General features: G+C 67.7%; 21 protein-coding genes. 11 read left to right on the forward strand and 10 right to left on the reverse strand.

Annotation, left to right across the window (positions count from 1 at the left end; genetic code table 11):
• Positions 1–133: 133 nt before the first annotated feature.
• The 3 genes from ACQ1W9_RS18410 to ACQ1W9_RS18420 are packed head-to-tail and all read left to right on the forward strand — an operon-like array spanning position 134 to position 4,156.
• Entirely contained in the window at positions 134–901 is a 768-nt protein-coding gene (locus ACQ1W9_RS18410) for an FCD domain-containing protein (protein ID WP_431024598.1), read from the forward strand.
• Entirely contained in the window at positions 898–2,793 is a 1,896-nt protein-coding gene (locus ACQ1W9_RS18415; protein WP_431024599.1) for a sensor histidine kinase, read from the forward strand. Before ACQ1W9_RS18410 ends, ACQ1W9_RS18415 begins: the two co-directional genes overlap by 4 nt.
• A complete protein-coding gene (locus ACQ1W9_RS18420) occupies positions 2,786–4,156 on the forward strand; it encodes a sigma-54-dependent transcriptional regulator (protein WP_431024600.1) in 1,371 nt (456 codons plus the stop codon). Before ACQ1W9_RS18415 ends, ACQ1W9_RS18420 begins: the two co-directional genes overlap by 8 nt.
• 423 nt (positions 4,157–4,579) lie before the next feature.
• On the opposite strand, the gene ACQ1W9_RS18425 is transcribed toward ACQ1W9_RS18420, so the two are convergent.
• The 3 genes from ACQ1W9_RS18425 to ACQ1W9_RS18435 all read right to left on the reverse strand — a co-directional run bounded on the left by ACQ1W9_RS18425 (position 4,580) and on the right by ACQ1W9_RS18435 (position 7,247).
• Positions 4,580–5,260 carry a metal-dependent hydrolase gene (locus tag ACQ1W9_RS18425; RefSeq protein WP_431024601.1) on the reverse strand — a complete coding sequence of 227 codons (681 nt, stop codon included), beginning with the start codon at positions 5,258–5,260 and terminating at the stop codon, positions 4,580–4,582.
• Positions 5,261–5,336: 76 nt separating this feature from the next.
• Positions 5,337–5,873 (reverse strand): gamma carbonic anhydrase family protein, encoded by a 537-nt coding sequence (locus tag ACQ1W9_RS18430; protein WP_431024602.1) that lies wholly within the window; start codon positions 5,871–5,873, stop codon positions 5,337–5,339.
• Positions 5,874–5,906: 33 nt separating this feature from the next.
• Positions 5,907–7,247, reverse strand: coding sequence for a sodium-dependent transporter (locus ACQ1W9_RS18435; protein WP_346062199.1), 1,341 nt, complete (start codon positions 7,245–7,247; stop codon positions 5,907–5,909).
• A gap of 317 nt (positions 7,248–7,564) precedes the next feature.
• Here ACQ1W9_RS18435 and prlC point away from each other — a divergent pair, with 317 nt between their 5' ends.
• The 4 genes from prlC to ACQ1W9_RS18455 all read left to right on the forward strand — a co-directional run bounded on the left by prlC (position 7,565) and on the right by ACQ1W9_RS18455 (position 13,545).
• The gene (gene prlC, locus ACQ1W9_RS18440) at positions 7,565–9,616 is read left to right on the forward strand and encodes an oligopeptidase A (RefSeq protein WP_431024603.1); all 2,052 of its coding nucleotides are present in this window, start codon (positions 7,565–7,567) and stop codon (positions 9,614–9,616) included.
• Between the two features lie 226 nt (positions 9,617–9,842).
• Positions 9,843–10,088 (forward strand): YheV family putative zinc ribbon protein, encoded by a 246-nt coding sequence (locus tag ACQ1W9_RS18445; protein WP_431024604.1) that lies wholly within the window; start codon positions 9,843–9,845, stop codon positions 10,086–10,088.
• Positions 10,089–10,326: 238 nt separating this feature from the next.
• The gene (locus ACQ1W9_RS18450; protein WP_431024605.1) at positions 10,327–11,307 is read left to right on the forward strand and encodes a TAXI family TRAP transporter solute-binding subunit; all 981 of its coding nucleotides are present in this window, start codon (positions 10,327–10,329) and stop codon (positions 11,305–11,307) included.
• Positions 11,308–11,382: 75 nt separating this feature from the next.
• Positions 11,383–13,545, forward strand: a complete 2,163-nt coding sequence (locus tag ACQ1W9_RS18455; protein ID WP_431024606.1) for a TRAP transporter permease — start codon at positions 11,383–11,385, stop codon at positions 13,543–13,545.
• A 287-nt stretch (positions 13,546–13,832) separates the two neighbouring features.
• On the opposite strand, the gene metF is transcribed toward ACQ1W9_RS18455, so the two are convergent.
• Positions 13,833–14,675 carry a methylenetetrahydrofolate reductase [NAD(P)H] gene (gene metF, locus ACQ1W9_RS18460; RefSeq protein ID WP_431024607.1) on the reverse strand — a complete coding sequence of 281 codons (843 nt, stop codon included), beginning with the start codon at positions 14,673–14,675 and terminating at the stop codon, positions 13,833–13,835.
• A 266-nt stretch (positions 14,676–14,941) separates the two neighbouring features.
• Between metF and ACQ1W9_RS18465 the strand changes: the two genes are divergently transcribed.
• Positions 14,942–15,874, forward strand: a complete 933-nt coding sequence (locus ACQ1W9_RS18465) for an AEC family transporter (RefSeq protein ID WP_431024608.1) — start codon at positions 14,942–14,944, stop codon at positions 15,872–15,874.
• Between the two features lie 15 nt (positions 15,875–15,889).
• Here ACQ1W9_RS18465 and ACQ1W9_RS18470 read toward each other — a convergent pair whose 3' ends face one another.
• Entirely contained in the window at positions 15,890–16,543 is a 654-nt protein-coding gene (locus tag ACQ1W9_RS18470) for a glutathione S-transferase family protein (protein WP_431024609.1), read from the reverse strand.
• Positions 16,544–16,672: 129 nt separating this feature from the next.
• Here ACQ1W9_RS18470 and ACQ1W9_RS18475 point away from each other — a divergent pair, with 129 nt between their 5' ends.
• Complete coding sequence (locus tag ACQ1W9_RS18475) at positions 16,673–17,215, forward strand: TetR/AcrR family transcriptional regulator (protein WP_431024610.1); 543 nt, start codon at positions 16,673–16,675, stop codon at positions 17,213–17,215.
• 1 nt (position 17,216) lies between these two features.
• On the opposite strand, the gene ACQ1W9_RS18480 is transcribed toward ACQ1W9_RS18475, so the two are convergent.
• The 3 genes from ACQ1W9_RS18480 to metK all read right to left on the reverse strand — a co-directional run bounded on the left by ACQ1W9_RS18480 (position 17,217) and on the right by metK (position 21,307).
• Positions 17,217–18,449 carry a GGDEF domain-containing protein gene (locus ACQ1W9_RS18480; protein ID WP_431024611.1) on the reverse strand — a complete coding sequence of 411 codons (1,233 nt, stop codon included), beginning with the start codon at positions 18,447–18,449 and terminating at the stop codon, positions 17,217–17,219.
• An 84-nt stretch (positions 18,450–18,533) separates the two neighbouring features.
• Entirely contained in the window at positions 18,534–19,943 is a 1,410-nt protein-coding gene (ahcY, locus tag ACQ1W9_RS18485; RefSeq protein ID WP_431024612.1) for an adenosylhomocysteinase, read from the reverse strand.
• A gap of 143 nt (positions 19,944–20,086) precedes the next feature.
• On the reverse strand, positions 20,087–21,307 hold the full coding sequence (metK, locus tag ACQ1W9_RS18490; protein ID WP_346062177.1) for a methionine adenosyltransferase: 1,221 nt from the start codon (positions 21,305–21,307) through the stop codon (positions 20,087–20,089).
• 532 nt (positions 21,308–21,839) lie between these two features.
• Here metK and tkt point away from each other — a divergent pair.
• A complete protein-coding gene (tkt, locus tag ACQ1W9_RS18495) occupies positions 21,840–23,831 on the forward strand; it encodes a transketolase (RefSeq protein ID WP_431024613.1) in 1,992 nt (663 codons plus the stop codon).
• 146 nt (positions 23,832–23,977) lie between these two features.
• On the opposite strand, the gene ACQ1W9_RS18500 is transcribed toward tkt, so the two are convergent.
• Both ACQ1W9_RS18500 and ACQ1W9_RS18505 read right to left on the reverse strand, forming a co-directional pair.
• Positions 23,978–24,382 (reverse strand): Hsp20/alpha crystallin family protein, encoded by a 405-nt coding sequence (locus tag ACQ1W9_RS18500; protein ID WP_431024614.1) that lies wholly within the window; start codon positions 24,380–24,382, stop codon positions 23,978–23,980.
• 30 nt (positions 24,383–24,412) lie between these two features.
• Positions 24,413–24,862 carry an Hsp20/alpha crystallin family protein gene (locus tag ACQ1W9_RS18505; protein WP_431024615.1) on the reverse strand — a complete coding sequence of 150 codons (450 nt, stop codon included), beginning with the start codon at positions 24,860–24,862 and terminating at the stop codon, positions 24,413–24,415.
• Positions 24,863–25,044: 182 nt separating this feature from the next.
• Here ACQ1W9_RS18505 and ACQ1W9_RS18510 point away from each other — a divergent pair, with 182 nt between their 5' ends.
• The gene (locus ACQ1W9_RS18510) at positions 25,045–26,070 is read left to right on the forward strand and encodes a type I glyceraldehyde-3-phosphate dehydrogenase (RefSeq protein WP_431024616.1); all 1,026 of its coding nucleotides are present in this window, start codon (positions 25,045–25,047) and stop codon (positions 26,068–26,070) included.
• The last annotated feature ends 29 nt before the right edge of the window (positions 26,071–26,099 follow it).

Consider the following 26,099-nt stretch of genomic DNA (forward strand, 5'->3'; position numbering starts at 1 on the left):
AGTAGCAGCCTCGTCGTCGATCTTATAAGCCAATGAAAATCGAGAGAAAGTCCAGGCGTCCCGAGTTTGCCTCGCGACGGGGGGATGCCTTAGGATTGGTATTACCAATTGAAATATTGCCGCGCAGGACGCCATGACCTACCAGACCGTCAAACAGCCCCGCCTCGCCGACGTGATCACCGAACGGCTGGAGTCGATGATCATCGAAGGTAGTCTCACGCCCGGCCAGCGGCTGCCCCCGGAGCGGGAGCTGGCGGAGCGCTTCGGCGTCTCCCGTCCCTCCCTGCGCGAGGCGATCCAGAAGCTGGCCGCCCGCGGCCTGCTGACCAGCCGCCAGGGCGGCGGCACCTTCGTCACCCAGGAGCTCAACACCCGCTACAGCGACCCCTTGCTGGAGATGCTGGCCCGCCACCAGGAGTTTCACCTCGACCTGCTGGAGTTCCGCGATGCCATGGAGGGGCTCTCCGCCTACTATGCGGCGCTGCGCTCCACCCCCGCCGACAAGGAACTGCTGGTGCAGCGCTTCGAGGAGCTGGAGGCGAGCTTCGCCGGCCGCGACCCGGAGCAGGAGGCCAAGGCGGATGCCGCCTTCCACCTGGCGATCGCCGAGTCCGCCCACAATGTGCTGCTGCTGCACACCATTCGCGGCATCTTCCATCTGCTGGAGAAGAGCATCGTCGACAACCTGGCCTACCTGTTCGAGAAGCCCGACGCGCGACCGCGGCTGATGGAGCAGCACCGCGCCCTGCTCGAGGCGATCCTCGCCGGCGACGCCGAACAGGCCCGGGAGCGCGCCCATGAGCACCTGGTATTCGTCGAGGAGGGCCTGCTGGAGCTGGAGCGCGCCGAGACCCGGGCCCAGCGCGCCCTGCGTCGCGCCCAGAGCCACGCCGCCCCATGACACGCCGCGGTCTGCGCCTGGCCCTGGCGCTGCTGATCCTGCTGGGCCTGGCCCTGGTGATCTGGCCGGCGACCCAGGTGGCCCGGGAACAGGCCCTGGATCGCCTGCAGGAGGAGGCCGACAACGAGCTGCGCCTCTCGGTGGCGGGGCTGCGCGGTCACCTCTCCCGCCACGACTACCTGCCCCAGCTGCTCGCCTCCCGGGAGCCGGTGCAGCGCTTCCTGAACGCTCCCGAGGAGCGTCGCGCCCAGGCCATCAACGTGCTGCTGGATGGCTTCCGGGCCATCGCCGAGGTCTCCGATGTCTACCTGCTGGACCGCCACGCCGACACCCTGGCGGCCAGCAACTGGCACCGCCCCGACACCTTTATCGGCCAGAACTACGCCTTCCGCCGCTACTATCGGGACGCCATCGCCGGCCGCGAGGGACGCTTCTACGGCCTGGGCGTGCTGTCCCGGGAGCGGGGTTACTATTTCTCGGCACCGGTATGGCTCCCCGATGACGAGACCGAGCCCGCCGGCGTCATGGTGGTCAAGGTATTGCTGGATGCCCAGGAGAGCGCCTGGGCCGAGCAGCAGGCGGAACTGCTGGTGGTGGATGGCCAGGGCATTATCTTCATGGCCAGCCGACCGGAGCTACGCCTGGCGGCCCTGCACCCGCTGAGCGACGCCGAGCGCCAGCGACTGCTGGCCACCCGCCGCTACGCCGACGAGCCCCTGGCCCCCTCGGGCCTGCGACGGCTGGAGCGCCGCGGCGAGCATGGCGACCTGGTGACCTTCGATCGCGGCCCGCTCGACGGCCAGGCCTTCCTGCGCCAGGCAAGGCCCCTGGCGGAGCTGGGCTGGGAGATGCATATCCTCAAGCCGCTGACGCCGGTGCAGGCCGCCCAGTGGCAGGCCGCCCTGCTGGCCGGCGGCCTCTACGGCATCCTGGTGCTGGGCACCGGCGTGGGCTGGCAGCGGCTGCGCCTGCGCCGCCAGCGGGAGCACTTCGCCGAGCGCGAGCGCCAGACCCTGGCCCGGGCCCGGGACGAGCTGGAGCGCAACGTGGCGCACCGCACCCATGACCTGGTGGAGACCAATCGCCGCCTCTCCGACGAAATCGAAGAACGCCGCCGTGCCGAGGAAACCCTGCGCCAGACCCAGGACGAGCTGATCCAGGCCGCCAAGCTGGCCCTGCTGGGCCAACTGGCCGCCGGCATCAATCACGAACTCAACCAGCCCCTGGCGGCGGTACGCTCCTACGCCGAGAATGCCCGCGCCTTCCTGGCGCGCCAGCAGGCCGAACGCGCCGACGCCAACCTGGCCGAGATCGTCGAGCTCACCGGACGCATGGCGGAGATCAGCGCCCAGCTCAAGCAGTTCTCCCGCAAGAGCGGCGAGCAACTGACCAGCGTCTCGGTGGGCGACTGCTTCGGCTATGCCCTGCGCCTCTACCGGGCCCGCCTCGACCAGGATGGCGTGACGGTGGAGCGCCGCTGGCCCGAGGCGCCGGTCTGGGTGCGCGCCGACCTGGTGCGCCTGGAGCAGGTGCTGGTCAATCTGATCGGCAATGCCCTCCAGGCCATGGCCCAGATGCCGTCGCCGCGGCTGATCCTGGGCATCGACGCCCAGGACGACGAGGTGCGTATCGAGGTGGCGGACAACGGCCCCGGCATCCCGGAGGCGAACCTGGCACGGATCTTCGAGCCCTTCTTCACCACCAAGTCGATTGGCACCGGCCTGGGGCTGGGACTGTCGATTTCCTCGCGGATCATCGCCGACCTGGGCGGTCGCCTGCAGGCCGAGAACTTGCCCGAGGGCGGCGCCCGCTTCACCATTCGCCTGCCCCGGGACCGATCCCCGGAGGTGCCCGAGCCCCATGCCACCCAGGAGCGACACTCCCATGGATAGCGCCGATGCCCCGCCGGTCCTGATCATCGACGACGAGCCCCACCTGCGCATCACCACCGGCCAGACCCTGGAGCTGGCCGGCTACGAGCCCCAGGCTCACGAGAGCGCCGAGTCGGCCCTGGCCGCCCTGCCCGAGGACTTCCCCGGGGTGGTGATCAGCGATATCCGCATGCCCGGCATGGACGGCATGGCGCTGCTCGCCGAGATCCGCCAGCGCGACCCGGACCTGCCGGTGATCCTGATCACCGGCCATGGGGATATCTCCACCGCCGTGGAGGCGATGCGCCAGGGGGCCTGGGACTTCCTGGAGAAGCCCTTCGCCGGCGAGCGCCTGGTGGAGATGGTGCGCCGCGGCATCGACAAGCGCCGCCTGAGCCTGGAGAACCGTCGCCTCAAGGCCGAGCTCGAGGCCCAGCAGGGCGCCCCGGGGCCGCGCCTGGTGGGGCGTACCCCGGCCATGCAGCAGCTGGCCGCCATGGTCCAGCGCATCAGCCGGGTCGAGGCGGACGTGCTGCTGTTCGGCGAGACCGGGACCGGCAAGGACCTGGTGGCCCGGGCCCTGCACGCCCGCAGCGCCCGGGGCGAGGGCCCCTTCGTGGCCATCAACTGCGGCGCGGTGCCGGAGAGCATCATCGAGTCGGAGCTGTTCGGCCACGAGAAGGGTGCCTTCACCGGCGCCATGGAGCGCCGCATCGGCAAGTTCGAGTATGCCAACGGCGGCACCGTCTTCCTCGACGAGATCGAATCCATGCCCCTGGCGTTGCAGGTCAAGCTGCTGCGGGTGCTCCAGGAGCGCTGCATCGAGCGCCTCGGCGCCAACGAGCCGGTGGCCCTGGATATTCGCGTGATCGCCGCCACCAAGGTGGACCTCAGGGCCGCCGCCGAGGCCGGCGACTTCCGCGAGGACCTCTACTACCGCCTCAATGTGGTGACCCTGCCGATCCCGCCGCTGCGCGAGCGCCGCGAGGATATCCCTTTGCTCTTCCAGCACTTCGCCCTGGTGGCCGGTAACCGCAGCGACCTGGAGGCCCCGCCCCTGGATGCCGCCGGCATCTCGACCCTGCTGGCCCACGACTGGCCCGGCAATGTGCGCGAGCTGCGCAACCTGGCGGAGCGCTATGTGCTGCTGGGCGCCGCCTACGACTACCGCCTCGAGGCCCTGCTGGAGGGCGCCACCCCGGACAACGGCGGCCTGCCTCTGCCCCAGCAGGTCGAGTTGTTCGAGAAGAGCCTGATCAGCCAGGCGCTGATCAGCCAGCGGGGCAATGTGCCTGGCGCCTGCGAGCAGTTGGGCCTGCCCCGTAAGACCCTCTACGACAAGCTCAAGAAATACGGGCTACGCGCCGAGGAGTATCGTCACTAAGAAGAGACGGCCCAGTGGGCCTCTCTCTCGGCAGAACGCTTACGACAAGTTAAAGAAGTACGGGCTACGCGCCGATGAATATCGCCACTAAGAAGAGACGGCCCAGTGGGCCCCTCTCTCGGCAAGACCCTCTACGACAAGCTCAAGAAATACGGGCTACGCGCCGATGAATACCGCCATTGAGGCTTCTCTCGAAGATGCCAGGGCGAGCGGCGCCGGGGGTAGGCCGCCGCGGGGGTCATTTGCTAGGGGTGAGGAGGATTCCTCCGAACGGGCTGGCCATGGATGGCCAGCACCGGTCCTGCAAGCGGAGCAGGATGCGAGAGCGAAGCAGGGCAAATGTAGCGCCCAGGGAGGGGTTCACCGCGCCCCGCGAAGGCCTACCCCCGGGAGAAAACGACCACTGGCATGAGCCGTCAATACCTATTGCCAGCGCGGTAGTAGATGGACACCCTGGCCCAGCAGCTCCATCAGCGAGGGCCAGGGAGGCAGCCAGGGCAGCAGCCCCACCGCCAGCAGCAGCATCAGCGCCGAATTGCCCGGCTCGCGCAGGTCGCAGAGCTTCAGGGCCGAGCCGAAGGAGCGCTTGATACGCGCCCCCACCAGGTCGACGCTATAGAGCTCGTCCAGCAGCAGATGAATCACGCAGCCCAATAGCAGCGCCAGCCCCTGGGCCCAGGCCAGGCCCGCCTCCTGGGCCAGCAGCCGGTAGCTCAGGGCCGTGGTCACCAGCCCGCACAACCCCGCCGCCAGCAGCGAGTGCCAGATACCGCGATGCACGGTAAAGCGCTTGAAGACGCCGCCGGCCAGGTGGCGCACCCCCAGGTAGAGCCCGCCGCAGGCCACCAGCAGCTCGCCGGGGGAGAGCCGTCCCTGCAGCAGCAGGGCACCGCCCACCACCGCCAGCACGGCAAACAGATTGAAGATCAGGCGGATCGCCCGGGAGTGATCGGAGTCGATATCCGGCAGGATGCCGCCGAAGGCCACCAGGCCCAGCAGCGGCAGGGCCTCCAGGCCCGACCAGAGCCCGGCCTGCCAGCCGACGCAGGCACCCAGGGCGCCCAGGGCGCTGGCCACGCCGAGATGGGTATGAAAATTCGCCATGCCGGCGAGAGACTCCCGATAACTGGATAAATAACCAGATTATCGCCCGGCATGGCCCGAGAAAACAATCAGTTGCTTACTCTTCCAGGTACTGATCCTTGAGTTTTACGTAGTTGCCGGCGCTATAGGCGAAGAAATGCCGCTCCGCCTCCTTCAGGGGGCGCAGTGCCTTGGCCGGGTTACCGGCATAGACATGGCCGCTCTCCAGGCGCTTGCCCGGGGTCACCACGGCGCCGGCGGCGATGATCACCTCGTCCTCCACCACGGCGCCATCCATGACGATGGCGCCCATACCCACCAGGATGCGGTCACCCAGGGTGCAGCCATGGAGCACGGCGCGATGGCCGATGGTCACCTCGTCGCCGATGGTCAGCGGATAGCCGCCGGGGTTGTAGTCGCTGGCGTGGGTGATATGCAGCACGCTGCCGTCCTGGACGCTGGTGCGCGCGCCGATACGGATGCGGTGCATATCCCCGCGAATTACCGCCGTGGGCCATACCGAGCTGTCGTCGCCCAGCACCACATCGCCCACCACCACGCTGGCGGGGTCCACATAGACCCGCTCGCCGAGGCGGGGGGTCAGGCCGCGATGACTACGCAGTGCCTCTTGCATCGTGTCGCTCCCGGGGCGTAATCGCCCGCTTTATCAGATCAGGGTGGAGAATAGCACCACCAGGGTCAGCGGAATGGAGACATAGCGTACCACCGTCCGCCATACCCGGTAGCCGGTGGGGCCCGCATCCAGGGCGCGCAGGGCGATGTCCCGGGGCACCACCCAGGCGGCGAAGATGGCGATCAAGAGCCCCCCTAGCGGCAGGAAATACTCGGTGGGCACGGTGGTCACCAGTTCGAAGAAGTTCATGCCGGCGATCCAGTGCACCTCCGCCAGGCTGGAGAAGGAGAACACCGACAGCAGCCCCACCAGCCATACCGCCACCCCGACCAGGGCGGCGGCCTGACCACGCTTGAGCCCGATCCCCTGCAGACCCGCCACCATGGGCTCGGCCAGGTTGATGGAGGAGGTCCAGGTAGCCATCAACAACAGCAGGAAGAAGAGCCCCAGCCACAGCTGCCCCCAGGGCAGCTCGGCGAAGGCGATGGGCAGGGTGACAAACATCAGCCCGGGGCCCTCGCCGGGATCGATGCCCTGGGAGAAGACCACCGAGAAGATGGCGATCCCCGCCAGCAGGGCCACGGCGACGTCCAGCGCCGCCACCGCCAGCGCCGCCCGGGGCAGGCTCTGATGATCGGGCATATAGGCGCCATAGGCCATCAGCGCACAGGCCCCCACCGCCAGGGTGAAGAAGGCGTGGCCCATGGCATGCATCACCACCACCGGCGTGACCGCCGAGAGATCCGGCCGGAAGAGCCAGACCAGGGCGGTGCCGAAGCCGTCGGTGGTCGAGGCGTAGCCCACCAGCACCAGCAACAACAGATAGAGCAGCGGCATCATCAGGTTGTTGAGCTTCTCCAGGCCATTGGCGACCCCGGCGGCCACCACCGACAGGGTCAGCAGCAGGAAGATGGTGTGGTTGAAGGTCATGCGCAGGGGGTCGGCCAGGAAGGCCTCGAAGTTGGCCCCCACCTCCGCCGGCGAACTACCGACGAAGTCACCGTTGAGCGCCTCCACCAGATACTCGATGGACCAGCCGGAGACCACCGAATAGAAGGAGAGGATCAGGAACACCGTCACGCCACCGAACCAGCCCAGCCAGCGCCAGTGGGGCGTGGCGCCGGCCTGGTTGGCCAGCTGCAGCAGCGACTGCATGGGGCTGCGGCGCCCGGCGCGGCCGATCATGATCTCGGCCATCATCACCGGCAGGCCCAGCAGGGCCACGAAGCCGACATAGAGCAGCAGGAAGGCCGCGCCGCCGTTCTCGCCGGTGATATAGGGGAAACGCCAGATATTGCCCAACCCCACCGCGGCGCCGGTCACGGCGAGAATAAAGGCGCGCTGGGAGCCCCAGCGCTCCAGGGTCTCGTGCATCATTCGAGCTGTCCTTGTGTCACGGGCCGACCTGGGTCGACGATAGGAGCGCAAGCCTAGCAGGCCAGCCCAGGCCGGCCAATCCGCCCAGCGTCGATAGTTCAGCCCCCTACTTGGCTAAGGCCCGGGGCTATCCTGGGGGCAGGCCATCGCGGGGCGCTGTGAACCCCTCCCTGGGCGCTACCGATGCCATCCCTGGCATAGGACCCCCGCTCCGACCTACCCCCAGCGCCCCTGAGCCATTCCAGCACCGGCGATTGAAACCCCGCCGCCGCATCCCCATCTAAGGGCTATTATCCGCTAGCGACGAGGCCCGCATGTCACATAATCCCCTGCTCGAGACCCATGAGCTGCCGCCCTTCGGCCAGATCCTGCCCGACCAGGTGGTGCCGGCCATCGAGCGGCTGCTGAGCGAGAACCGCGAGGCCATCGAGCGCCTGGTGGACCGGGCCGAGCAGGAGCCACCCACCTGGGGGAGCCTCGCCGCGCCCCTGGAGAGCCTCAACGACCGCCTCTCCCAGGCCTGGTCGCCGGTCTCACACCTCAATGCCACCATGAACTCCGAGGCCCTGCGCGAGGCCTACCAGGCCTGCCTGGCCAAGCTCTCCGACTACAGCACCTGGCTGGGCCAGCACGAGGGGCTGTTCCGGGCCTACCAGGCCCTCAAGGAATCTCCCGCCTTTACCCGCCTCGACCAGGCCCAGCAACGCAGCATCGACAATAGCCTGCGCGACTTCCGCCTCGCCGGGGTCGACCTGCCGCCGGCCCAGAAACAGCGCTATGGCGAGATCCAGAGCCGCCTCTCGGAGCTTTCCAACCGCTTCTCCAACCAGGTGCTGGACGCCACCCAGGCCTGGCACAAGTCGCTGCCCGATGCCGCCGCCCTGAGCGGCCTGCCCGACAGCGCCCGGGAGACATTGCGCGCCAATGCCGAGGCCAAGGGCGAGGCGGGCTACCGCATCACCCTGGACTTCCCCAGCTTCTACCCGGTGATCAGCTATGCCGACGACCGGGCGCTGCGCCAGGAGGTCTATACCGCCTACGTGACCCGGGCCTCGGATCAGGGCCCCCAGGCCGGCCGGTTCGACAATGCCCCGGTGATCGAGGAGACCCTGGCCCTGCGCCAGGAGCTCGCCGAGCTGCTGGGCTTCGCCACCTACGCCGACTACTCCCTGGCCACCAAGATGGCCGAGTCGCCCCGCCAGGTGCTCGACTTCCTCGACGACCTGGCGCGCCGTGCCGTGCCCCAGGCCCGGGAGGAGTTCGACGAGCTGGCCGCCTATGCCCGGGACGAGCTGGGCCTCGAACGCCTGGAACCCTGGGATATCGGCTACGCCAGCGAGAAGCTGCGCGAGGCCCGCTACGCCATCTCTCAGGAGCAGCTGCGCCCCTACTTCCCGGCGCCGCGGGTCATCGACGGCCTCTTCCAGGTGGTGGAACGCCTCTATGGCCTGAGCTTCGCCGAAGACCCCGAGGCGCCCCGCTACCACCCCGACGTGCGCTTCTACCGCATCCTCGAGCAGGGCCAACCCATCGCCGGCTTCTACCTGGACCTCTATGCCCGCGAAGGCAAGCGCGGCGGCGCCTGGATGGACGAGTGCCGGGTGCGGCGCCTCTGCGAGGATGGCGGCCTGCAGCTGCCGGTGGCCTACCTGACCTGCAACTTCACCCGCCCGGTGGGCGACAAGCCGGCCCTGCTGACCCACGACGAGGTCACCACCCTCTTCCACGAGTTCGGCCACGGCCTGCACCATATGCTCACCAAGCAGACGGTGGCGGATGTCTCCGGCATCAACGGCGTGGCCTGGGACGCGGTGGAGCTGCCCAGCCAGTTCATGGAGAACTTCTGCTGGGAGCGCGAGGGCCTCGACCTGATCGCCGGCCATGTGGAGAACGGCGAGCCGCTGCCCGAGGCACTCTTCCAGCGCCTCCAGGCGGCCCGTAACTTCCAGTCCGCCATGGGCATGGCGCGTCAGTTGGAGTTCTCGCTGTTCGACTTCCGCCTCCACCACGAGCCGCGCTCGCCGAGTGCGGCCCAGGTGCAGGCCCTGCTGGACGAGGTGCGCGACGCCGTCTCGGTGGTACCGCGCTCCGGCGTCAACCGCTTCCAGAACGGCTTCAGCCATATCTTCGCCGGCGGTTATGCGGCGGGCTACTACAGCTACAAGTGGGCCGAGGTGCTCTCCGCCGACGCCTACAGCGCCTTCGAGGACGCCGGCACCTTCGACGCCGCCACCGGCGCGCGTTTCCGCCACGAGATCCTCGAGCAGGGCGGCGCCCGGGATGCCGCCGAGCTGTTCCGCGCCTTCCGCGGCCGCGAGCCCAGCATCGAACCGTTGCTACGTCATAGCGGCATTCGTGCCGCTTGAGCCGCCGAGCTGTTCCGTGCTCTCCATGCCGCGGCCGCGAGCCCAGCATCGAACCGCTGCTGCGCCATAGCGGGATTCGTGCCGCTTGAGCCGCCGAGCTGTTCCGTGCTCTCCATGCCGTGGCCGCGAACCCAGCATCGAACCGCTGTTGCGTCATAGCGGGATTCGCGCCGCCTGAATTCTTCGCCGCCGGCGCTCGCCCGGCGGCCATCGAGAGGCCTCAACCATGATTGTCCAGAAACGCTTTATCGCCGGCGCCATCTGCCCCCGCTGTGCACAGATGGATCGGATCCGCGCCTGGGAACAGCACGGGGTGCGCTACCGAGAGTGCGTCAGCTGCGACTTCTTCGAGCAGTTGCCCATCGAGGAGGAGACGCCCCAGGAGCTGGAGACCCGGGTCAACCGGATCCGCGAGAGCCAGGCCCGTGACACCCTCCAGACGGTGAAGATCCTCGACCCCAAGAAGTCATGACCCGCGGGGCTCGCCACCGGGCCCCCGTTCCTTCCTCTCGCCGGCCGTGCGGATTTCCGCACGGCCAGGGCACGCCGGCGTGCGAAGCTCCGCACAGATGGACCGCCGAAGGCTTCGACCAAGGTCGAAAGAAAAACTTACAACCCATTGATAAAACAGGACTAAGAACAGGGTGGCGCGTATTTGGCTATAGTCAGGAGGCAGCTCACACAATCATAACTGCCTCAGGAGAGACGCCATGCGCCTTACCTCACGCCCGCTCCTCACCCTCGCCCTCAGCGGCAGCCTGCTGGCCGCTGGCGCCGCCCAAGCCGATCGCAGCGACTGGCCCGAGAGCTTCACCATGGGCACCGCCAGCCAGGGCGGCACCTACTTCGTCTATGGTTCCGGCTGGGCCAATATGATCGCCGACGAGCTGGGTCTCTCCGGCGGCGGCGAAGTCACCGGCGGTCCGGTGCAGAACCTGGCACTGGTGCATACCGGCGATATCGCCTTCGGCATGACCACCATGGGCCCCGCCGCCGATGCCATGGCCGGCCAGAGCCCGCTGGCCCCGGGCATGGTGCTGGACAACGTCTGCGCCATGTTCCCCATGTACGAGACACCCTTCTCCATCACCGCCCTGGCCAGCAGCGACATCACCAGCATCAGCGAGATCCCCGACGGCGCGCGTATCGGCTTCGGCCCCGCCGGCTCCACCTCCGACACCTACTTCCCGGCGATCCTCGAGACCCTGGGCGTCGACTTCGAGCGTCGCAACGGCGGCTGGACCGACCTCGGCGGCCAGCTGCAGGATGGCCTGCTGGACGTGATCGCCTTCGCCGCCGGCATCCCGATTCCCGCGGTCAGCCAGCTGGAAGTGCAGAGCGAGGTGAACATCATCGAGTTCAACGAGGAAGAGCTGGCCACCACCCTGGAAAACTTCCCGGTGGCCGAGTTCGCGATCCCCGCCAGCACCTACACCACCCTGGAGGAAGATGCCCGGGCGGTCTCCATGTGGAACTTCGCCATCGCCCGCTGCGACCTGCCGGAGGACTTCGTCTATGAGGCGACTCGCCTGACCATGGAGAACAACGAGCGCATGCAGAGCATCCACCGCAGCGCCGTCACCACCATCCCCGAGAACGTGGTCCACAACCAGGTGCTGCCCTTCCACCCGGGCGCCGCGCGCTGGTTCACCGAGAATGGCTATGAGATCGACCCGGCGCTGATCCGCTAAGCGCCCGTTGCGGGCCGCCCATGGGCGGCTCGCCCCTTCGATCCCTAATCGTTCGTCCCTCAGGGGGAATCTCGCATGACCCAATCAACCCACGACCCGTCGCCCGAGGCCATCGCCCAGGGCGTCGACGAGGAGGCGGTGGAGTCCAATCGCCGCCTCTATACCGGCTGGCAGTGGATCCTCTTCGCGATGCTGGCCATCGCCTACGCCGTCTTCCACCTGGTGAGCCTGAATGTGCTACCGATGGAGACTTGGTCCTACCGCATCGTGCATATCTGTGGCGCCCTGATTCTCGGCTTCGCCCTCTATACCGGCGTGCGCTTCAGCGAGCCCGACCAACCCGGCAGCCGCCCCTGGGTCAAGGGGCTCGGCTACCTGCTGCTGCTGCCGGCCGCCTATGCCCTGCTGCAGGTGTGGCTGATGCAGCGCACCCTGGCCGGCGGCGCCATGCGCATCGATGCCGCCGTGGAGGCCTGGCACTTCGGCTACCCGCTGATGCTGGCCACCTTCGCCGCCATCGTGCTCTCCTGGTTCCAGCGCCAGCATCGCGAGCGCCTGGCCTCCGCCGACCTGGCGCTGATGGCCTGCGCCGTGGCCAGCGCCGCCTACCTGCTGCTGATCTATAACACCCCCATGCGCATGTCCACCGGCACCGCCTTCGCGCCGCCGGGCATCGCCTATGCGGCCATCGCCGGCTCGGCGCTGATCCTCGAGCTGACCCGCCGGGTCGCCGGCCTGGCCCTGGTGATCATCTCGGTGCTGTTCCTGGCCTATGTCTTCGCCGGCCCCTACCTGCCCGGCTTCCTCGGCTATCCCGGGCTCTCGGTGCAGCGCTTCTTCAGCCAGGTCTACACCGACGCCGGCATCCTCGGGCCGACCACCGCGGTGTCGTCCACCTATATCATCCTGTTCATCATCTTCGCCGCCTTCCTACAGGCCTCCAAGGTCGGCGACTACTTCGTCAACTTCGCCTTCGCCGCCGCCGGCCGCGCCCGGGGCGGTCCCGCCAAGGTCTCGATCTTCGCCTCCGGGCTGATGGGCATGATCAACGGCACCTCGGCGGGTAACGTGGTCTCCACCGGCTCGCTGACCATTCCGCTGATGAAGAAGGTCGGCTACCCGGGCAAGAGCGCCGGGGCCATCGAGGCCGCCGCCTCCACCGGCGGGCAGATCATGCCGCCGATCATGGGCGCCGGCGCCTTTATCATGGCCGAGATCACCGGCATCCCCTACACCGAGATCGCCGTGGCGGCGCTGATTCCGGCGATCCTCTACTTCGCCTCCGTCTACTTCATGGTCGACTTCGAGGCCGCCCGGAAGGGCATGCAGGGCATGCGCAAGGAGGAGATCCCGCAGTTCCGCCGCCTGGTCAAGCAGGTCTACCTGTTCGCGCCCATCGTGATCCTGATCGCGGCGCTGTTCATGGGCTATTCGGTGATCCGCGCCGGCACCCTGGCCACCGCCTCCGCCGCCGTGGTCAGCTGGCTCACCCCCTACAAGATGGGGCCCCGGGCAATCCTCAAGGCACTGCAGCTGGCCGGCACCATGTCGATCCAGATCATCGCCGTCTGCGCCTGCGCCGGCCTGATCGTCGGCGTCATCTCGCTGACCGGCGTCGGCGCGCGCTTCTCCTCGCTGCTGCTGGGCCTGGCCGGGGTCAGCCAGCTGCTCGCGCTGTTCTTCGCCATGTGTATCTCCATCCTGCTGGGCATGGGCATGCCCACCACCGCCGCGTATGCGGTGGCCGCCTCGGTGGTGGCGCCGGGGCTGATCAATATCGGCATCCAGCCGCTGGTGGCACACTTCTTCGTGTTCTACTTCGCGGTGGTCTCGGCGATCACCCCACCGGTGGCCCTGGCCTCCTATGCCGCGGCGGGCATCTCCGGGGCCAATGCCATGGCCACCTCGGTGACCTCCTTCAAGGTCGGCCTGGCGGCCTTTATCGTGCCCTTCATGTTCTTCTACAGCCCGGCGCTGCTGATGGAGGGCTCCTGGCTGCAGATCCTGCGGGTCGGCGTCACCGCCACCCTGGGCATCGTGCTGCTGGCCGCCGCCGTCCAGGCCTGGTTCTTCGGCCCGGTGAAGGCCTGGCAGCGGCTGCTGATGCTGGTCGGGGCCCTGTGCATGATCTACGGCGGTATCTACACCGATGTCGCCGGCCTGGCCATCGGCGCCCTGCTGTTCCTGATGCAGCGCGGCAGCCATGGCGGCGGCACCAAGGCCGCCACCTCCGGCTGACATTCCTCCCCGAAACGACCAAGGCCCCGCTCATCATGATGAGCGGGGCCTTGGTGTTGGTAGGACAGAATATCAGTTCTTCGCAGATCAGCGTGAAGCCACGACATGGCAGATCGCCGGCTTGCTATTGTGGGAGCTTGGCTATGCCGAGCGATTGGAGCCCGAAGGGCTCTCAGGCGTCGAGCGTCAAGGTGGATCACGCCACTGGGGCACCTTCGGTGCCATTCGCTCGGGGAACCCGAGCTCCCACACTGGTATTCACACCAAAATGCGAAGAACCAGAAAAATCAGCCGCAGATATTATCGAGGACCTTGAGGGTCGGTTCGGCCTGGTTCAGCGTATAGAAATGCAGCCCCGGGGCGCCGCCTTCCAGCAGCCGGCGGCTCAGCTCGGAGATCACCTCTTCGCCGAAGGCGGCGATGGAGGCGCTGTCGTCGCCATAGGCTTCCAGCTGCTTGCGGATCCAGCGCGGGATCTCGGCGCCGCAGGCGTCGGAGAAGCGCGCCAGCTTGGTGTAATTGGTGATCGGCATGATGCCCGCCACGATGGGGCCCTCGACGCCCAGGGCCCGGGCGCGTTCCACGAAGTGGAAATAGGCATCGGCACTGAAGAAGTACTGGGTGATCGCCAGGTTGGCGCCGGCCTTCATCTTGCGGGCGAAGTTCTCCACATCGCGCTCGAAGTTGGGCGCCTGGGGATGGCACTCCGGGTAGGCGGCCACGGCGATCTCGAAGTGGTCGCCGGTCTCCTCGCGGATAAACTCCACCAGTTCGTTGGCGTAGCGCAGCTCGCCGACGCCGCCCATGCCGGAGGGCAGGTCGCCGCGCAGGGCCACCAGGCTATCGATGCCCTCCTCCCGATACTGGGCCAACAGGTCCCGCAGCTGAGCCTTCTCGCTGCCCACGCAGGAGAGGTGAGGGGCGGTGGAGATACCGCTCTGGCGCACCTGGCGCACGGTGTCCAGGGTGCGGTGCTGGGTGGAGCCGCCGGCCCCGTAGGTCACCGAGAAGAAGCGCGGCTGGCGGCTGGCCAGGGCATCGCGCACATGCATCAGCTTCTCGCGTCCCACCTCGGTATTCGGCGGAAAGAACTCGAAACTGATACCCAGCGGATGCTCTTGTGCACTCATCGACTCAACCCTCATCTCTTGGCTTGTGGCCCCCTGAACGGCGGCTCTCGTATCCCGCGACGCCCGGGCCTGTGGCATGCCCAGGAGCTCAGGGAGGCATTGTGCCGCCTCGAATTGCCTGAGACCAATGAAAGTTTCCCCGCCTCTGCATCGAAATGGCTCATGTTAGTGGTTATGGTTTTATGCCCTGACTCATCGAACCAGGGTGCCGCTGACAACCCGGGCCCGAGCCGGCATGATGGCGACGATACCCAAGGAGAGGCCCCGTGGAACTCGCAAGCACCCTGATGACCCCACTCTGGACGCTGCTGGCCTTCGTCGGCCTGGGCTGGCTGGCGGCCCGCCGCCTGGCCATCGACCCGCGGCCCGTCGCCACCCTGCTGATCTACCTGATCGCGCCCCTGACCTTCTTCCGCGGCCTGGTGCTGGGGGGCCCCACCCCGGCCTACCTGCTGCTGACCCTGGCCGCCTTCCTGGTGGCCAGCCTGCTCTGCCTGCTGGTCAGCCGCCTGGTACGCCGTGGCTTCGCCGCTCAGGAGGCGGCGCTGCTGGCCTTCTCCGCCGGGACCGGCAATACCGGCTACTTCGGCCTGCCCATCGCCATGGTGCTGCTGCCGCCGCAAGGCGTGACCCTCTACCTCTTCTGCGTGCTGGGGATCACCCTCTATGAATTCACCCTGGGCTTCTATATCAGCGCCCGGGGGCGTTTCTCGGTGCGCGAGAGCCTGCTCAAGATCTTTCGCCTGCCGCTGATCTACGCCTTCGCCGCCGCCCTGCTGGTCAGCGGCCTGGGGCTTGGCGTGCCGGCCCCGGTGATGCAGGGCCTGGAGGCCTTCCCGGCCACCTATACCCTGCTGGGGATGATGATCATCGGCATGACCCTGGGACGGGTCTCGCTGCGCGAGGTGGACGGGCGCTTTATCGGCGCCTGCGTGGCGGTGCGCTTCGCGCTCTGGCCATTGCTGGCCCTGGCCCTGGTGCTGGGCCTGCAGGCGCTGCTCCCGCTGCCGCCGGAGATGGCCCTGGCGCTGTTGCTGCTGGGGGTAGTGCCCATGGCCGCCAATGTGGTGGTGGTGGCCATGGAACTGGGCATCGCCCCGGCCAAGGGGGCCCTGGCGGTGCTGATCACCACCCTGGCCGCGCCCCTGGTGATCCCCCTCTATCTGCACTGGATGATGGGCGTGACCGGCCTGGGCTAGGTCGTCGTGGCGAGCCTAGTCGAAGCTCGGCGCCACCAGCACCCGCCGCCCGGCGGGACGCTCGCGCAGCCGCTCGAGGTAGGCCATCAGCCCAGGATGCGGTGCCAATAGCGGCGCCGCCTGGGGCAGGCTCGCCAAGTAATCCAGCATGGGCGCGAGCAAGGCATCGGCCAGGGTCAGGGCGTCACCCAGCAGGTAGGCCCGCTCGCCCAATTGCGCCTCCAGCAGGGCGAGCATGCGGCCGACCTCGGGGGTGGCGGCCGCCACCTCGGCCTCACGCACGCTGCCCTCCGGCCCCTTGGGAAAGACGAGCTCCAGCAGGTAACGCCGTACCAGGGCCTGATCCACGTAGCCGGCCAGCACCGCGCACCACTGATCGACCTCGGCGCGCCCCCAGGCATCCGCCGGCTGCAGCGCGGGTCCGTCGAAGGCCGCGTCCAGGTAGCGGCAGATGGCCACGCTCTCACAGAGGTGACGCTCCCCATGCAGCAGCACCGGCACCTTGCCGAAGGGGTGCAGCGCCCGATGGGCCGGCGAGCGCAGGCCGATGGGCTCACCGTCAAGGGTCATGCCCAGGGTATAGGCGATGCCCTTCTCCTCGCAGCAGTACTGGACGCTGCGCACGAAGTTACTGAACTGGGGGCCCAGGATATGTACCGATGCGCTCATGACGATCTCCCGATAATGGATGAGTGTTCCGACACCCTAGCCGAGGGCACCATATGATCAATAACATAGGGTGCTGTCGTGGCAGACTAGGGCCATCGCCCTGTTCCGGCCGCAAGGAGGCCGACGCTCATGCCCTGGCACCCCGATCACAAGGCGTATAGCCGCGAGCGCATCCTGCACACCGCGGCCCGTCTCTTCACCCGGCACGGCTTCGCCGGCGTGAGTATCGATACCCTGATGCAGGAGGCCGGCCTGACCCGAGGCGCCTTCTATGCCCACTTCGCCTCCAAGAGCGAACTCTACGCCGAGGCCATCGTCGTGGCGGCCCGGCAGGGCGTCGAGCGCCTGGGGTTGGACGCGGGCCCCGAGGCCCGCGATCGTTACCTGAGTCGCGAGCATCTGGAAGGCGAGGCCGGCCTCTGCCCGCTGGCCAGCCTGGTCAGCGACGTGGCCCAGCAGGATCCGCTGGTGCGGGAGAGTTATACGCGCCTCTTTCGAGGCTTTATCGACCGCGTCGCCGGGGAAGGAGAAGACGCACGCCAGCAAACCCTGCAGCGAGCGGTGATGATGATCGGTGGGCTCGCCATCGCCCGCACCCTCAGCGACGAGGCCCTCGCCGAGGAGTTGCTCAGGGCCTGTCGCCAAGGGGGCGAGGCGGACGGCGGCCGCTGAGTCAGAAATCGTCCAGGGAGGGCCAGTCATCCCCCTCCGGGTATTCCGAGGCGGCGCCGGAGGCGCCCCTGGGCGCCTCTTCGCGCTTCGCCGCCTCACGGCGGGCCCCCCGGACCCGGCGCTTGTTATGGTACATCTCGCTGTCGACCCGCTGGATCAGGGTATCCATATCGACCCGGGCATCGCTCCAGGGCGCATAGGTCAGGGTGCCGATACTGGCGGTAATGGTGCGTTCGGGATCGGCCGCCAGGCGCTGTTCGGCGAGGGCCTGGCACAGGGCCTCGGCGCGCGCCCGGCAGGCCCGCTGCGAGGCCCCCGGCAGCACCACCAGGAATTCGTCGCCGCCCATGCGACAGGCCATCTCGCCCTTGCCGATGATACTCTCCAGGGCCCTGGCCACGGCACAGATCAACTGATCGCCGGCGGCATGGCCCAGGGTGTCATTGACCGGCTTGAGGTGGTCCACATCGATCAGCATCAGCGACAGGGGTGAGCGCATCTCCTGCTGGCAGTTGGCCAGGGAGCCCTTGAGGAAGGCCATGCCACGGCGCCGATTGGGCAGCCCGGTCATGGTGTCGAAGTTGGCCAGCTGCATCAGTTCCTGGTGCTGCTGGGCCAGGCGTTCATAGGTGATGCTGAGCTCGGCATTGCGCTTGGTCAGCTCCATGCGCAGGGTCGCGGCGCGGGTGAAATTGAAGTAGCGCACCTGGGAGAGCAGCGGTGAGATCAACAGTCCCACCAGCAGGAAGATCCCCCCATACTGGCCCAGGGTAAAGAAACTGAAGGGACTCCACAGCAGAAAGCAGAGCAGGTAGGCGGTGGCCACGAAGCCATTGAGCAGCACCATCTTGCGCCAGTGCCAGACGGTGGCCACCGGCACCAGCACGAAGAGCGCCAGGGCGGTGCTGACATTCCAGAAGAAGAAGACCTCGGTCTCATCGATCCAGGCAGCCCCCCCGGCCAGGAAGAGTCCCGTCCCCAGGGCGCTGATCAGCACCGCCATCTCGCTGCGCTCCGGATGGCCGTGCTGCCACAGCAAACAGGCGACGATCAGGCCGATGCTGCCCAGTCGACCGGCCCAGAAGAGCTGCCAGCGGGGCTCGATCAACCAGTAGTCGAAGGGCAGGTAACAGAGCAGGCCGATCACCGCGCAGAGCAGAAAGGCGGCGTTGACACGCGCCTGCTGACGGCGCTCCTCCTTCGCCGCATCGAGATCCAGATCTGCCAACATCATGGCTGCCTCCAGCGAGCGTCCTGCTCGCCTGTAGAACGCTATCGGCGGGCCGCCAAAGGGCCCGCCGATAGCGACTGTCACGCCTCAGTAGCGATAGGTATCCGGTTTGAAGGGACCCGATACGGGAACCCCCAGATAGTCGCCCTGGGCCTCGGTCAGGCGAGTCACCACGCCACCGAAGCCCTCCACCATATAGCGGGCCACCTCCTCGTCCAGCGCCTTGGGCAGCACCGAGACGCCCAGCGCCGCCGCCTTGTCCGCGGCCGGCAGGTCGGCGAAATGCCCCTCGTAGAGGTGGATCTGGGCCAGTACCTGGTTGGCGAAGGAACCGTCCATGATCCGCGACGGATGGCCGGTGGCGTTACCCAGGTTCACCAGGCGTCCCTCGGCCAGCAGGATCAGGTAGTCATCGCTGTCCGGGTCGTAGTCGCCGGGATCGCTGTCCCGGTAGACCTTGTGGACCTGGGGCTTGACCTCCTCCCAGTGCCACTGGCGGCGCATATAGGCGGTGTCGATCTCGCTGTCGAAGTGGCCGATATTGCACACCACGGCGCCCTTCTTCAGCGAACGCAGCATGGGCGCATCGCAGGCATCGATATTGCCGGTGGCGGTGACCACCAGGTCGATCTTCTCGAGCAGCCCCCGATCGATGCCGGCCATGCCACGATTGATGCCGTCGACATAGGGCGAGACCACCTCGAAGCCGTCCATGCAGGCCTGCATGGCACAGATGGGATCCACCTCACTGACCTTGACGATCATCCCCTCCTGGCGCAGCGAGGCCGCCGAGCCCTTGCCGACGTCGCCATAGCCCACCACCAGGGCCTGCTTGCCGGCCAGCAGGTGATCGGTGGCGCGCTTGATGGCGTCACTCAGGGAGTGGCGGCAGCCGTACTTGTTGTCGTTCTTCGACTTGGTGACGGCATCGTTGACGTTGATGGCCGGCACCCTGAGGCTGCCGTCGCGGAGCATCTCCTGGAGGCGATGCACCCCGGTGGTGGTCTCCTCGGAGATGCCGTGAATGGCGTCCAGCAGCTCAGGGAAGCGCTCGTGGAGCAGTTGGGTCAGGTCACCGCCGTCGTCCAGCACCAGGTTGGGGGTCCAGCCATCGGGGCCGGTGACGGTCTGCTCGATGCACCACCAGAATGCCTCCTCGGTCTCGCCCTTCCAGGCGAAGACCGGGATGCCGGCGGCGGCGATGGCGGCGGCGGCATGGTCCTGGGTGGAGAAGATATTGCAGGAGGACCAGCGCACGCTGGCCCCCAGGGCCACCAGGGTCTCGATCAGCACCGCGGTCTGGATGGTCATATGGATACAGCCGGCGATACGCGCGCCCTGAAGCGGCTGCTGCTCCTGATACTTGCGGCGAATCGCCATCAGCGCCGGCATCTCGGTCTCGGCGATGCGGATCTCGCGGCGGCCCCAGTCGGCCAGGGAGAGGTCGGCGACCTTGAAATCACCAAGGTCGGCGGGGGACACGGCGGCTTGGGTCATGCGGACACCTCGGTTGCGACGATGGGTTATGAACGCATTGACTCTCACTATAGGCACTAGGTTCTATCGTCACCACGCGGAGGCATAAACGCCCGCGCCCGGCACGAGGCCGGGCGCGGGGAAGGCGTCGGAGACGAAAGGGCTTACAAACCGGCGGCGGCGCGCAGGTCCGCGGCGCGATCGGTCTTCTCCCAGGGGAAGGCGATAAAGGTTTCGGTCTGAGACTCGCCGCCGTTATCGGTCCAGGTATAAGAGGTCTCGAAGGGCTCGCGGCCGAAGTGACCATAGGCCGCGGTGAGGCGATACATGGGATGCAGCAGGTCGAGCATGCGGGTGATGGCGTGGGGGCGCAGGTCGAAGTGCTCGCGCACCAGCGCGATGATGCGCGCGTCGTCCACCTTGCCGGTGCCGAAGGTATCGATGGCCACCGAGGTGGGCTCGGCCACGCCGATGGCGTAGGAGACCTGGATCTCGCACTTGTCGGCCAGGCCCGCGGCGACGATGTTCTTGGCCACATAGCGGCCGGCGTAGGCGGCGCTGCGATCGACCTTGGAGGGATCCTTGCCGGAGAAGGCGCCGCCGCCGTGGCGGGCCATGCCGCCATAGGTGTCGACGATGATCTTGCGCCCGGTGAGGCCACAGTCGCCCACCGGGCCGCCGATCACGAACTTGCCCGTCGGGTTGATATGGTACTGGGTGGTCTCGGTGAGCCACTCGGCGGGGATCACCTGCTCGATGATCTCGCGCCTGACCATCTTGCGCAGCTCGTCCTGGTCGATGCTGGGGTCATGCTGGGTGGAGAGCACCACCGCATCCACGCCGCTCGGCTTGCCGTCGGCGTCGTAGCGGAAGGTGACCTGGCTCTTGGCGTCCGGGCGCAGCCAGGGCAGCAGGCCGTGCTTGCGCAGCTCCGCCTGGCGCTCCACCAGGCGGTGGGCGTAGTGGATCGGCGCCGGCATATAGGAGTCGGTCTCGTTGGTGGCGTAGCCGAACATCAGCCCCTGGTCGCCGGCGCCCTGGTCCTCCGGCTTGCTGCGGTCGACGCCCTGGGCGATGTCCATGCTCTGCTTGCCGATCAGGTTGAGCACCCCGCAGGTCTCGCCGTCGAAGCCCACCTCGGAGGAGGTGTAGCCGATGCCGGTGATCACCTCGCGGACCAGCGCCTCCAGGTCGACCCAGGCGCTGGTGCTGATCTCGCCGGCGACGATCGCCACCCCGGTCTTGACCAGGGTCTCGCAGGCCACCCGGGCGTTCTTGTCGCGAGCGATGATGGCGTCGAGCACCGCGTCGGAGATCTGGTCGGCGATCTTGTCCGGATGCCCCTCGGACACGGACTCGGAGGTAAACAGGGAGTATTCGCTCATGGCGGTCCTCGACCCTCTATCGGAAATCGGCATTATGGGCACTGAAAACGGCATTGGGCACGCGACAGGCGGACGCCACGGCCATCCACGACGTGCATCGGTCGCGGGGCAGAGGCGGCACGCCGCCGAGGGCGCGCTCGCTGGCGCCACCGGGGGCCCTTGAGGCCTGGAATTCTACACTCTGGCTCGGGGGCTTCCTAGGAGCCTGTCGGGCTTAACGCTGATCTACTGCGAATCCCGGGCTTTCGGCCAACGTCATTCGATCCATTTCGTTAAATAGCTCGCTATTCGCCTCAATCGATCGAATCCTTTGACTCGAAATCCGTGATCCTCGTGACGATCGGTCAAGCCCGGCAGGCTCCCATAGCCACCGGAATTTGCCGGATCCGCGCTTCTCGGCGACAATATGCGGCCTGTATCGTCCGCGCCGCCGCCATTCTGCGTATTTTCGCGCGGCGCCATCCAGCCGAATCCCCGACCCCCGCCCACGGCGGGGTTCCCGCTTATATTGCCGCAGGCGAGGAGCTAGCCAATGCCGTCCCGTTTCGAACTGGCCAATGCCATTCGCGCCCTGTCCATGGATGCCGTCCAGAAGGCCAAGTCCGGCCACCCCGGCGCCCCCATGGGCATGGCCGATATTGCCGAGGTGCTGTGGAACGACCACCTCAAGCATAATCCGGCCAACCCCCACTGGGCCGACCGCGACCGCTTCGTGCTCTCCAACGGCCACGGCTCCATGCTGCTCTACTCCCTGCTGCACCTGAGCGGCTACGACCTGGAGCTGGAGCAGCTGCAGCACTTCCGCCAGCTCCACTCCAAGACCGCCGGCCACCCGGAGCTCGGCTATGCCCCGGGCATCGAGACCACCACCGGTCCCCTGGGCCAGGGCCTGGCCAATGCGGTGGGCATGGCGCTGGCCGAGAAGACCCTGGCCGCCCAGTTCAACCGTCCCGGCCACACCATCGTCGATCACACCACCTGGTGCTTCCTCGGCGATGGCTGCCTGATGGAGGGCATCTCCCACGAGGTTGCCTCCCTGGCCGGCACCCAGCAACTCGGCAAGCTGGTCGCCTTCTATGACGACAACGGCATCTCCATCGACGGCGAAGTGGAAGGCTGGTTCACCGACGATACCGCCAAGCGCTTCGAGGCCTACGGCTGGCACGTGGTGCCCAATGTCGACGGCCACAAGCCGGAAGAGATCCAGGCCGCCATCGAGCTGGCCAAGACCCACGACGACAAGCCGAGCCTGATCATCTGCAAGACCATCATCGGCTTCGGCGCCCCCAACAAGCAGGGCAAGGAAGAGTGCCACGGCGCCCCCCTGGGCGACGAGGAAGTGGCCGCCGCCCGCGAACAGCTGGGCTGGCCCCACGCCCCCTTCCATGTCCCCGAGGCCATCTACCAGGGCTGGGACGCCCGCCAGCGCGGCGAACAGCTGGAGAGCGACTGGGAGGCGCGTTTCGCCCGTTACGCCGAGGCCTTCCCCGCCGAGGCCGCCGAGTTCCGGCGCCGCCTCAAGGGCGAGCTGCCCAAGGCGCTGACCAGCGAGAAGCTGGTCGAGGACGCCCAGGCCAAGGGCGAGACCATCGCCAGCCGCAAGGCCTCCTTCAACTGCCTCAACGAACTCGGCCCGCAGCTCCCCGAGCTGCTCGGCGGCAGCGCCGACCTGGCCCCCTCCAACCTGACCTTCTGGAAGGGCGCCAAGGCCATCACGCCGGAGGCCCCGGGCGGTAACTACCTGCACTACGGGGTGCGCGAGTTCGGCATGGGCGCCATCATGAACGGCATCGCCCTGCATGGCGGCTTCGTGCCCTATGGCGCCACCTTCCTGATCTTCATGGAGTACATGCGCAACGCCGTGCGCATGGCGGCGCTGATGGGCCAGCAGGCGGTCTACGTCTTCACCCACGACTCCATCGGCCTGGGCGAGGATGGCCCCACCCACCAGCCCATCGAGCAGCTGACCAGCCTGCGCTCCACCCCCAACCTGGCCACCTGGCGCCCCTGTGACGCCGTGGAGACCGCCGCCGCCTGGGATGCCGCGGTCAAGCGTCACGCCGGCCCCAGCGCCCTGGTGCTGTCGCGCCAGAACCTGCCCCACCAGGCCCGCGACAAGCACCAGTTGGCCAATATCCAGCGCGGCGGCTATGTGCTGCGCGACTGCGAGGGCACCCCGGAGCTGATCCTGATCGCCACCGGCTCCGAAGTGGGCCTGGCCATGGACGCCGCGACCCGGCTGAGCGAGCAGGGCAAGGCGGTGCGGGTGGTCTCCATGCCCTCCACCGACGCCTTCGACGATCAGGACGCCGACTACCGCGAGTCGGTGCTGCCCAGGGCGGTCACCGCGCGCCTGGCCATCGAGGCCGGCCACCGCGACTTCTGGTTCAAGTACGTGGGCCTGGACGGCGATATCGTCGGCATGAGCAGCTTCGGCGAGTCCGCCCCGGCGGGCGACCTCTTCAAGCACTTCGGCTTCACCGTCGACAACGTCGTCGAGCGCGCCCAGGCGCTGCTGGGCTAAGCGATACGGCCCGCCAGCCACAAGCAACGGGCGCCACTCCTTGGAGTGGCGCCCGTTGTCGTTACCGCCCGGTGAACCAGGGGAGTCAGGCCGTCCGCACCGCGATACGCCGGGAACGACTGGCGGCTCTCCCCTGCCCTCGGGGATCAGGCCACCTGCACCCCGATACGCCTTGGCCGGTGGCTTTCCTTCTTGGGCAGGCGCAGGTGCAGTACGCCGTCGCTCAGCCGCGCCTCGATGGCCTCGCCATCGATCTCGTGGCTCAGGGTGAAACGCCGCAGGAAGCGCTGCCCGCGCAGTTCCGCGTAGAGGGCCATGGCCCCCTCCGGCATGGCCAGGCGGATCTCCCCTTCCAGGGTCAGGACGTTATCGTTCACCTCGATGGTCAGGGCGTCGGCGGTGACCCCGGGCAGGTCCGCCACCAGGTGCAGGGCATGATCCCGCTCGTAGATATCCACCGCCGGGCGCAGCGCGCTGCGGCGCCGCTCCTGGGGTTCCTGCTCCCGGGCCACCTCGGTTTCCCGGGCCGGCTGCTTGATCATCTCGCTCATCACACTCACCTCCAGGAAAGTTTCCGGGCGTCAGGCCGCCTGGACGCTGATGCGTCGCGGCTTGAGCTCTTCCCGCTTGGGCAGGACCACCTCGAAGACGCCATCCCGGTAGCGGGCCTCGGCGCGCTCACCGTCCAGCCCGTCGGGCAGGGCGATGGTGCGGCTGAAGTCACCGCCGAAACGCTCGCGGCGAAACTCCACCCGCTCGTCGTTATCCGGAGCCGCCGGACGCTCGCCCCTGAGGGTCAGCAGGTTGTCCTGGATGCTGATCTCCAGGGCATCGGCGGCCAGCCCCGGGGCGAACACATAGACCCGCACGGCGTCGTCGGTGCGCGCCAGGTTGATCATCGGGAAGCTGCCGCGGGGCACGGCGCGAATGTCCGCGGCGGCGGGGTCGGACATGACCTCATCCAGCCACTGGCGCAGACCACCCAGCTCCTGCCACAGGCCGGAATCGAGACGCTTGAGATCTGCGAACATAGCGAACACCTCCTCAATGCTTCCTCGGCCGGCTCCCGGCGATACGCCATCCGAAGGCGCCGGCCTTATTTCGGAAAATAGGGTCGCCGGGGGCGCTTTCAAGGCCCCAGAATCCTGCATCGGCGACGCTTTTGCGCTAGAATCGCTTCCCTGATCGAGTCACGGGGACGAGTGCCGACACCATGGCCTACCGCATCGCCATCAACGGATATGGCCGTATCGGCCAATGCGTGCTGCGCGCCCTGGTGGAGCGCGCCCAGGAGCTGGGCGGCACCCCGCTGGAGGTGGTGGCCATCAACGAGCTCTCGGATCTCGAGACCATCGCCTACCTGACCCGCTACGACACCACCCACGGGCGCTTCCCCGCCACCGTGGAGGCTCGCGACGGCCGGCTGCTGATCGATGGCCAGCCCATCCATATCCTCTCCGAGACTGACCCGGATCGGCTGCCCTGGGCCGAGCTGGAGATCGACCTGGTGCTGGAGTGCTCCGGCAGCTTCAAGGATCGCGCCACCGCCGAGCGCCACCTGGCCGCCGGCGCCAAGCGCCTGCTCTTCTCCCAGCCCGCCGAGAGCGACGTGGATGCCACCATCGTCTGCGGCATCAACGACCATAGCCTGGTGGCGGCCCAGCGCATCGTCTCGGCCGCCTCCTGTACCACCAATTGCCTGGTGCCGGTGCTCACCGTGCTCGACGAGGCCCTGGGCGTGGCCCACGGCGTCACCACCACCATCCACTCGGCGATGAACGACCAGCCGGTGATCGACGCCTACCACCAGACCGACCTGCGCCTGACCCGCTCCGCCATGCAGTCCATCGTGCCGGTGGATACCGGCCTGGCGCGTGGCCTCAACCGCCTGATGCCGCACCTGGCCAACCGCTTCGAGTGCCTGCACGTGCGGGTGCCGACGATCAATGTCTCGGCCATGGACCTGGCCATCTGCGTCGAGCGCGACACCAGCGCCGCCGAGGTCAATGCCCTGCTGCGCGAGGCCAGCCGGGGGCGCCTGGCGGGACTGCTCGGCTATACCGAGGAACCCACCGCCTCCATCGACTTCAACCACGATCCGCGCTCGGGTATCGTGGACGCCACCCAGACCCGGGTGGCCGGTGACCGCCTGGTGAAGATGCTGTGCTGGTTCGATAACGAGTGGGGCTTCGCCAATCGCATGCTCGACGTGACCCAGCGCCTCGCCGCCCTCGATTGACCCAACCCTGGCTTGCCTAACGAAGGAAC

Origin of the sequence: Halomonas sp. H5 (assembly GCF_050613175.1) — a bacterium.
Lineage (GTDB): Bacteria > Pseudomonadota > Gammaproteobacteria > Pseudomonadales > Halomonadaceae > Bisbaumannia > Bisbaumannia salifodinae.

What these genes read in the sequence shown, in the direction of transcription:
- ACQ1W9_RS18510 (WP_431024616.1), top strand. Translation starts at nt 25,045, where the DNA reads ATGGCCTACCGCATCGCCATCAACGGATATGGCCGTATCGGCCAATGC.
- ACQ1W9_RS18410 (WP_431024598.1), top strand. Translation starts at nt 134, where the DNA reads ATGACCTACCAGACCGTCAAACAGCCCCGCCTCGCCGACGTGATCACC.
- ACQ1W9_RS18445 (WP_431024604.1), top strand. Translation starts at nt 9,843, where the DNA reads ATGATTGTCCAGAAACGCTTTATCGCCGGCGCCATCTGCCCCCGCTGT.
- ACQ1W9_RS18420 (WP_431024600.1), top strand. Translation starts at nt 2,786, where the DNA reads ATGGATAGCGCCGATGCCCCGCCGGTCCTGATCATCGACGACGAGCCC.
- metF (WP_431024607.1), bottom strand. Translation starts at nt 14,675, where the DNA reads ATGAGTGCACAAGAGCATCCGCTGGGTATCAGTTTCGAGTTCTTTCCG.
- ACQ1W9_RS18480 (WP_431024611.1), bottom strand. Translation starts at nt 18,449, where the DNA reads ATGATGTTGGCAGATCTGGATCTCGATGCGGCGAAGGAGGAGCGCCGT.
- ACQ1W9_RS18425 (WP_431024601.1), bottom strand. Translation starts at nt 5,260, where the DNA reads ATGGCGAATTTTCATACCCATCTCGGCGTGGCCAGCGCCCTGGGCGCC.
- ACQ1W9_RS18475 (WP_431024610.1), top strand. Translation starts at nt 16,673, where the DNA reads ATGCCCTGGCACCCCGATCACAAGGCGTATAGCCGCGAGCGCATCCTG.
- ACQ1W9_RS18430 (WP_431024602.1), bottom strand. Translation starts at nt 5,873, where the DNA reads ATGCAAGAGGCACTGCGTAGTCATCGCGGCCTGACCCCCCGCCTCGGC.
- metK (WP_346062177.1), bottom strand. Translation starts at nt 21,307, where the DNA reads ATGAGCGAATACTCCCTGTTTACCTCCGAGTCCGTGTCCGAGGGGCAT.
- ACQ1W9_RS18470 (WP_431024609.1), bottom strand. Translation starts at nt 16,543, where the DNA reads ATGAGCGCATCGGTACATATCCTGGGCCCCCAGTTCAGTAACTTCGTG.
- ACQ1W9_RS18435 (WP_346062199.1), bottom strand. Translation starts at nt 7,247, where the DNA reads ATGCACGAGACCCTGGAGCGCTGGGGCTCCCAGCGCGCCTTTATTCTC.
- prlC (WP_431024603.1), top strand. Translation starts at nt 7,565, where the DNA reads ATGTCACATAATCCCCTGCTCGAGACCCATGAGCTGCCGCCCTTCGGC.
- ACQ1W9_RS18415 (WP_431024599.1), top strand. Translation starts at nt 898, where the DNA reads ATGACACGCCGCGGTCTGCGCCTGGCCCTGGCGCTGCTGATCCTGCTG.
- tkt (WP_431024613.1), top strand. Translation starts at nt 21,840, where the DNA reads ATGCCGTCCCGTTTCGAACTGGCCAATGCCATTCGCGCCCTGTCCATG.
- ahcY (WP_431024612.1), bottom strand. Translation starts at nt 19,943, where the DNA reads ATGACCCAAGCCGCCGTGTCCCCCGCCGACCTTGGTGATTTCAAGGTC.
- ACQ1W9_RS18455 (WP_431024606.1), top strand. Translation starts at nt 11,383, where the DNA reads ATGACCCAATCAACCCACGACCCGTCGCCCGAGGCCATCGCCCAGGGC.
- ACQ1W9_RS18500 (WP_431024614.1), bottom strand. Translation starts at nt 24,382, where the DNA reads ATGAGCGAGATGATCAAGCAGCCGGCCCGGGAAACCGAGGTGGCCCGG.
- ACQ1W9_RS18505 (WP_431024615.1), bottom strand. Translation starts at nt 24,862, where the DNA reads ATGTTCGCAGATCTCAAGCGTCTCGATTCCGGCCTGTGGCAGGAGCTG.
- ACQ1W9_RS18450 (WP_431024605.1), top strand. Translation starts at nt 10,327, where the DNA reads ATGCGCCTTACCTCACGCCCGCTCCTCACCCTCGCCCTCAGCGGCAGC.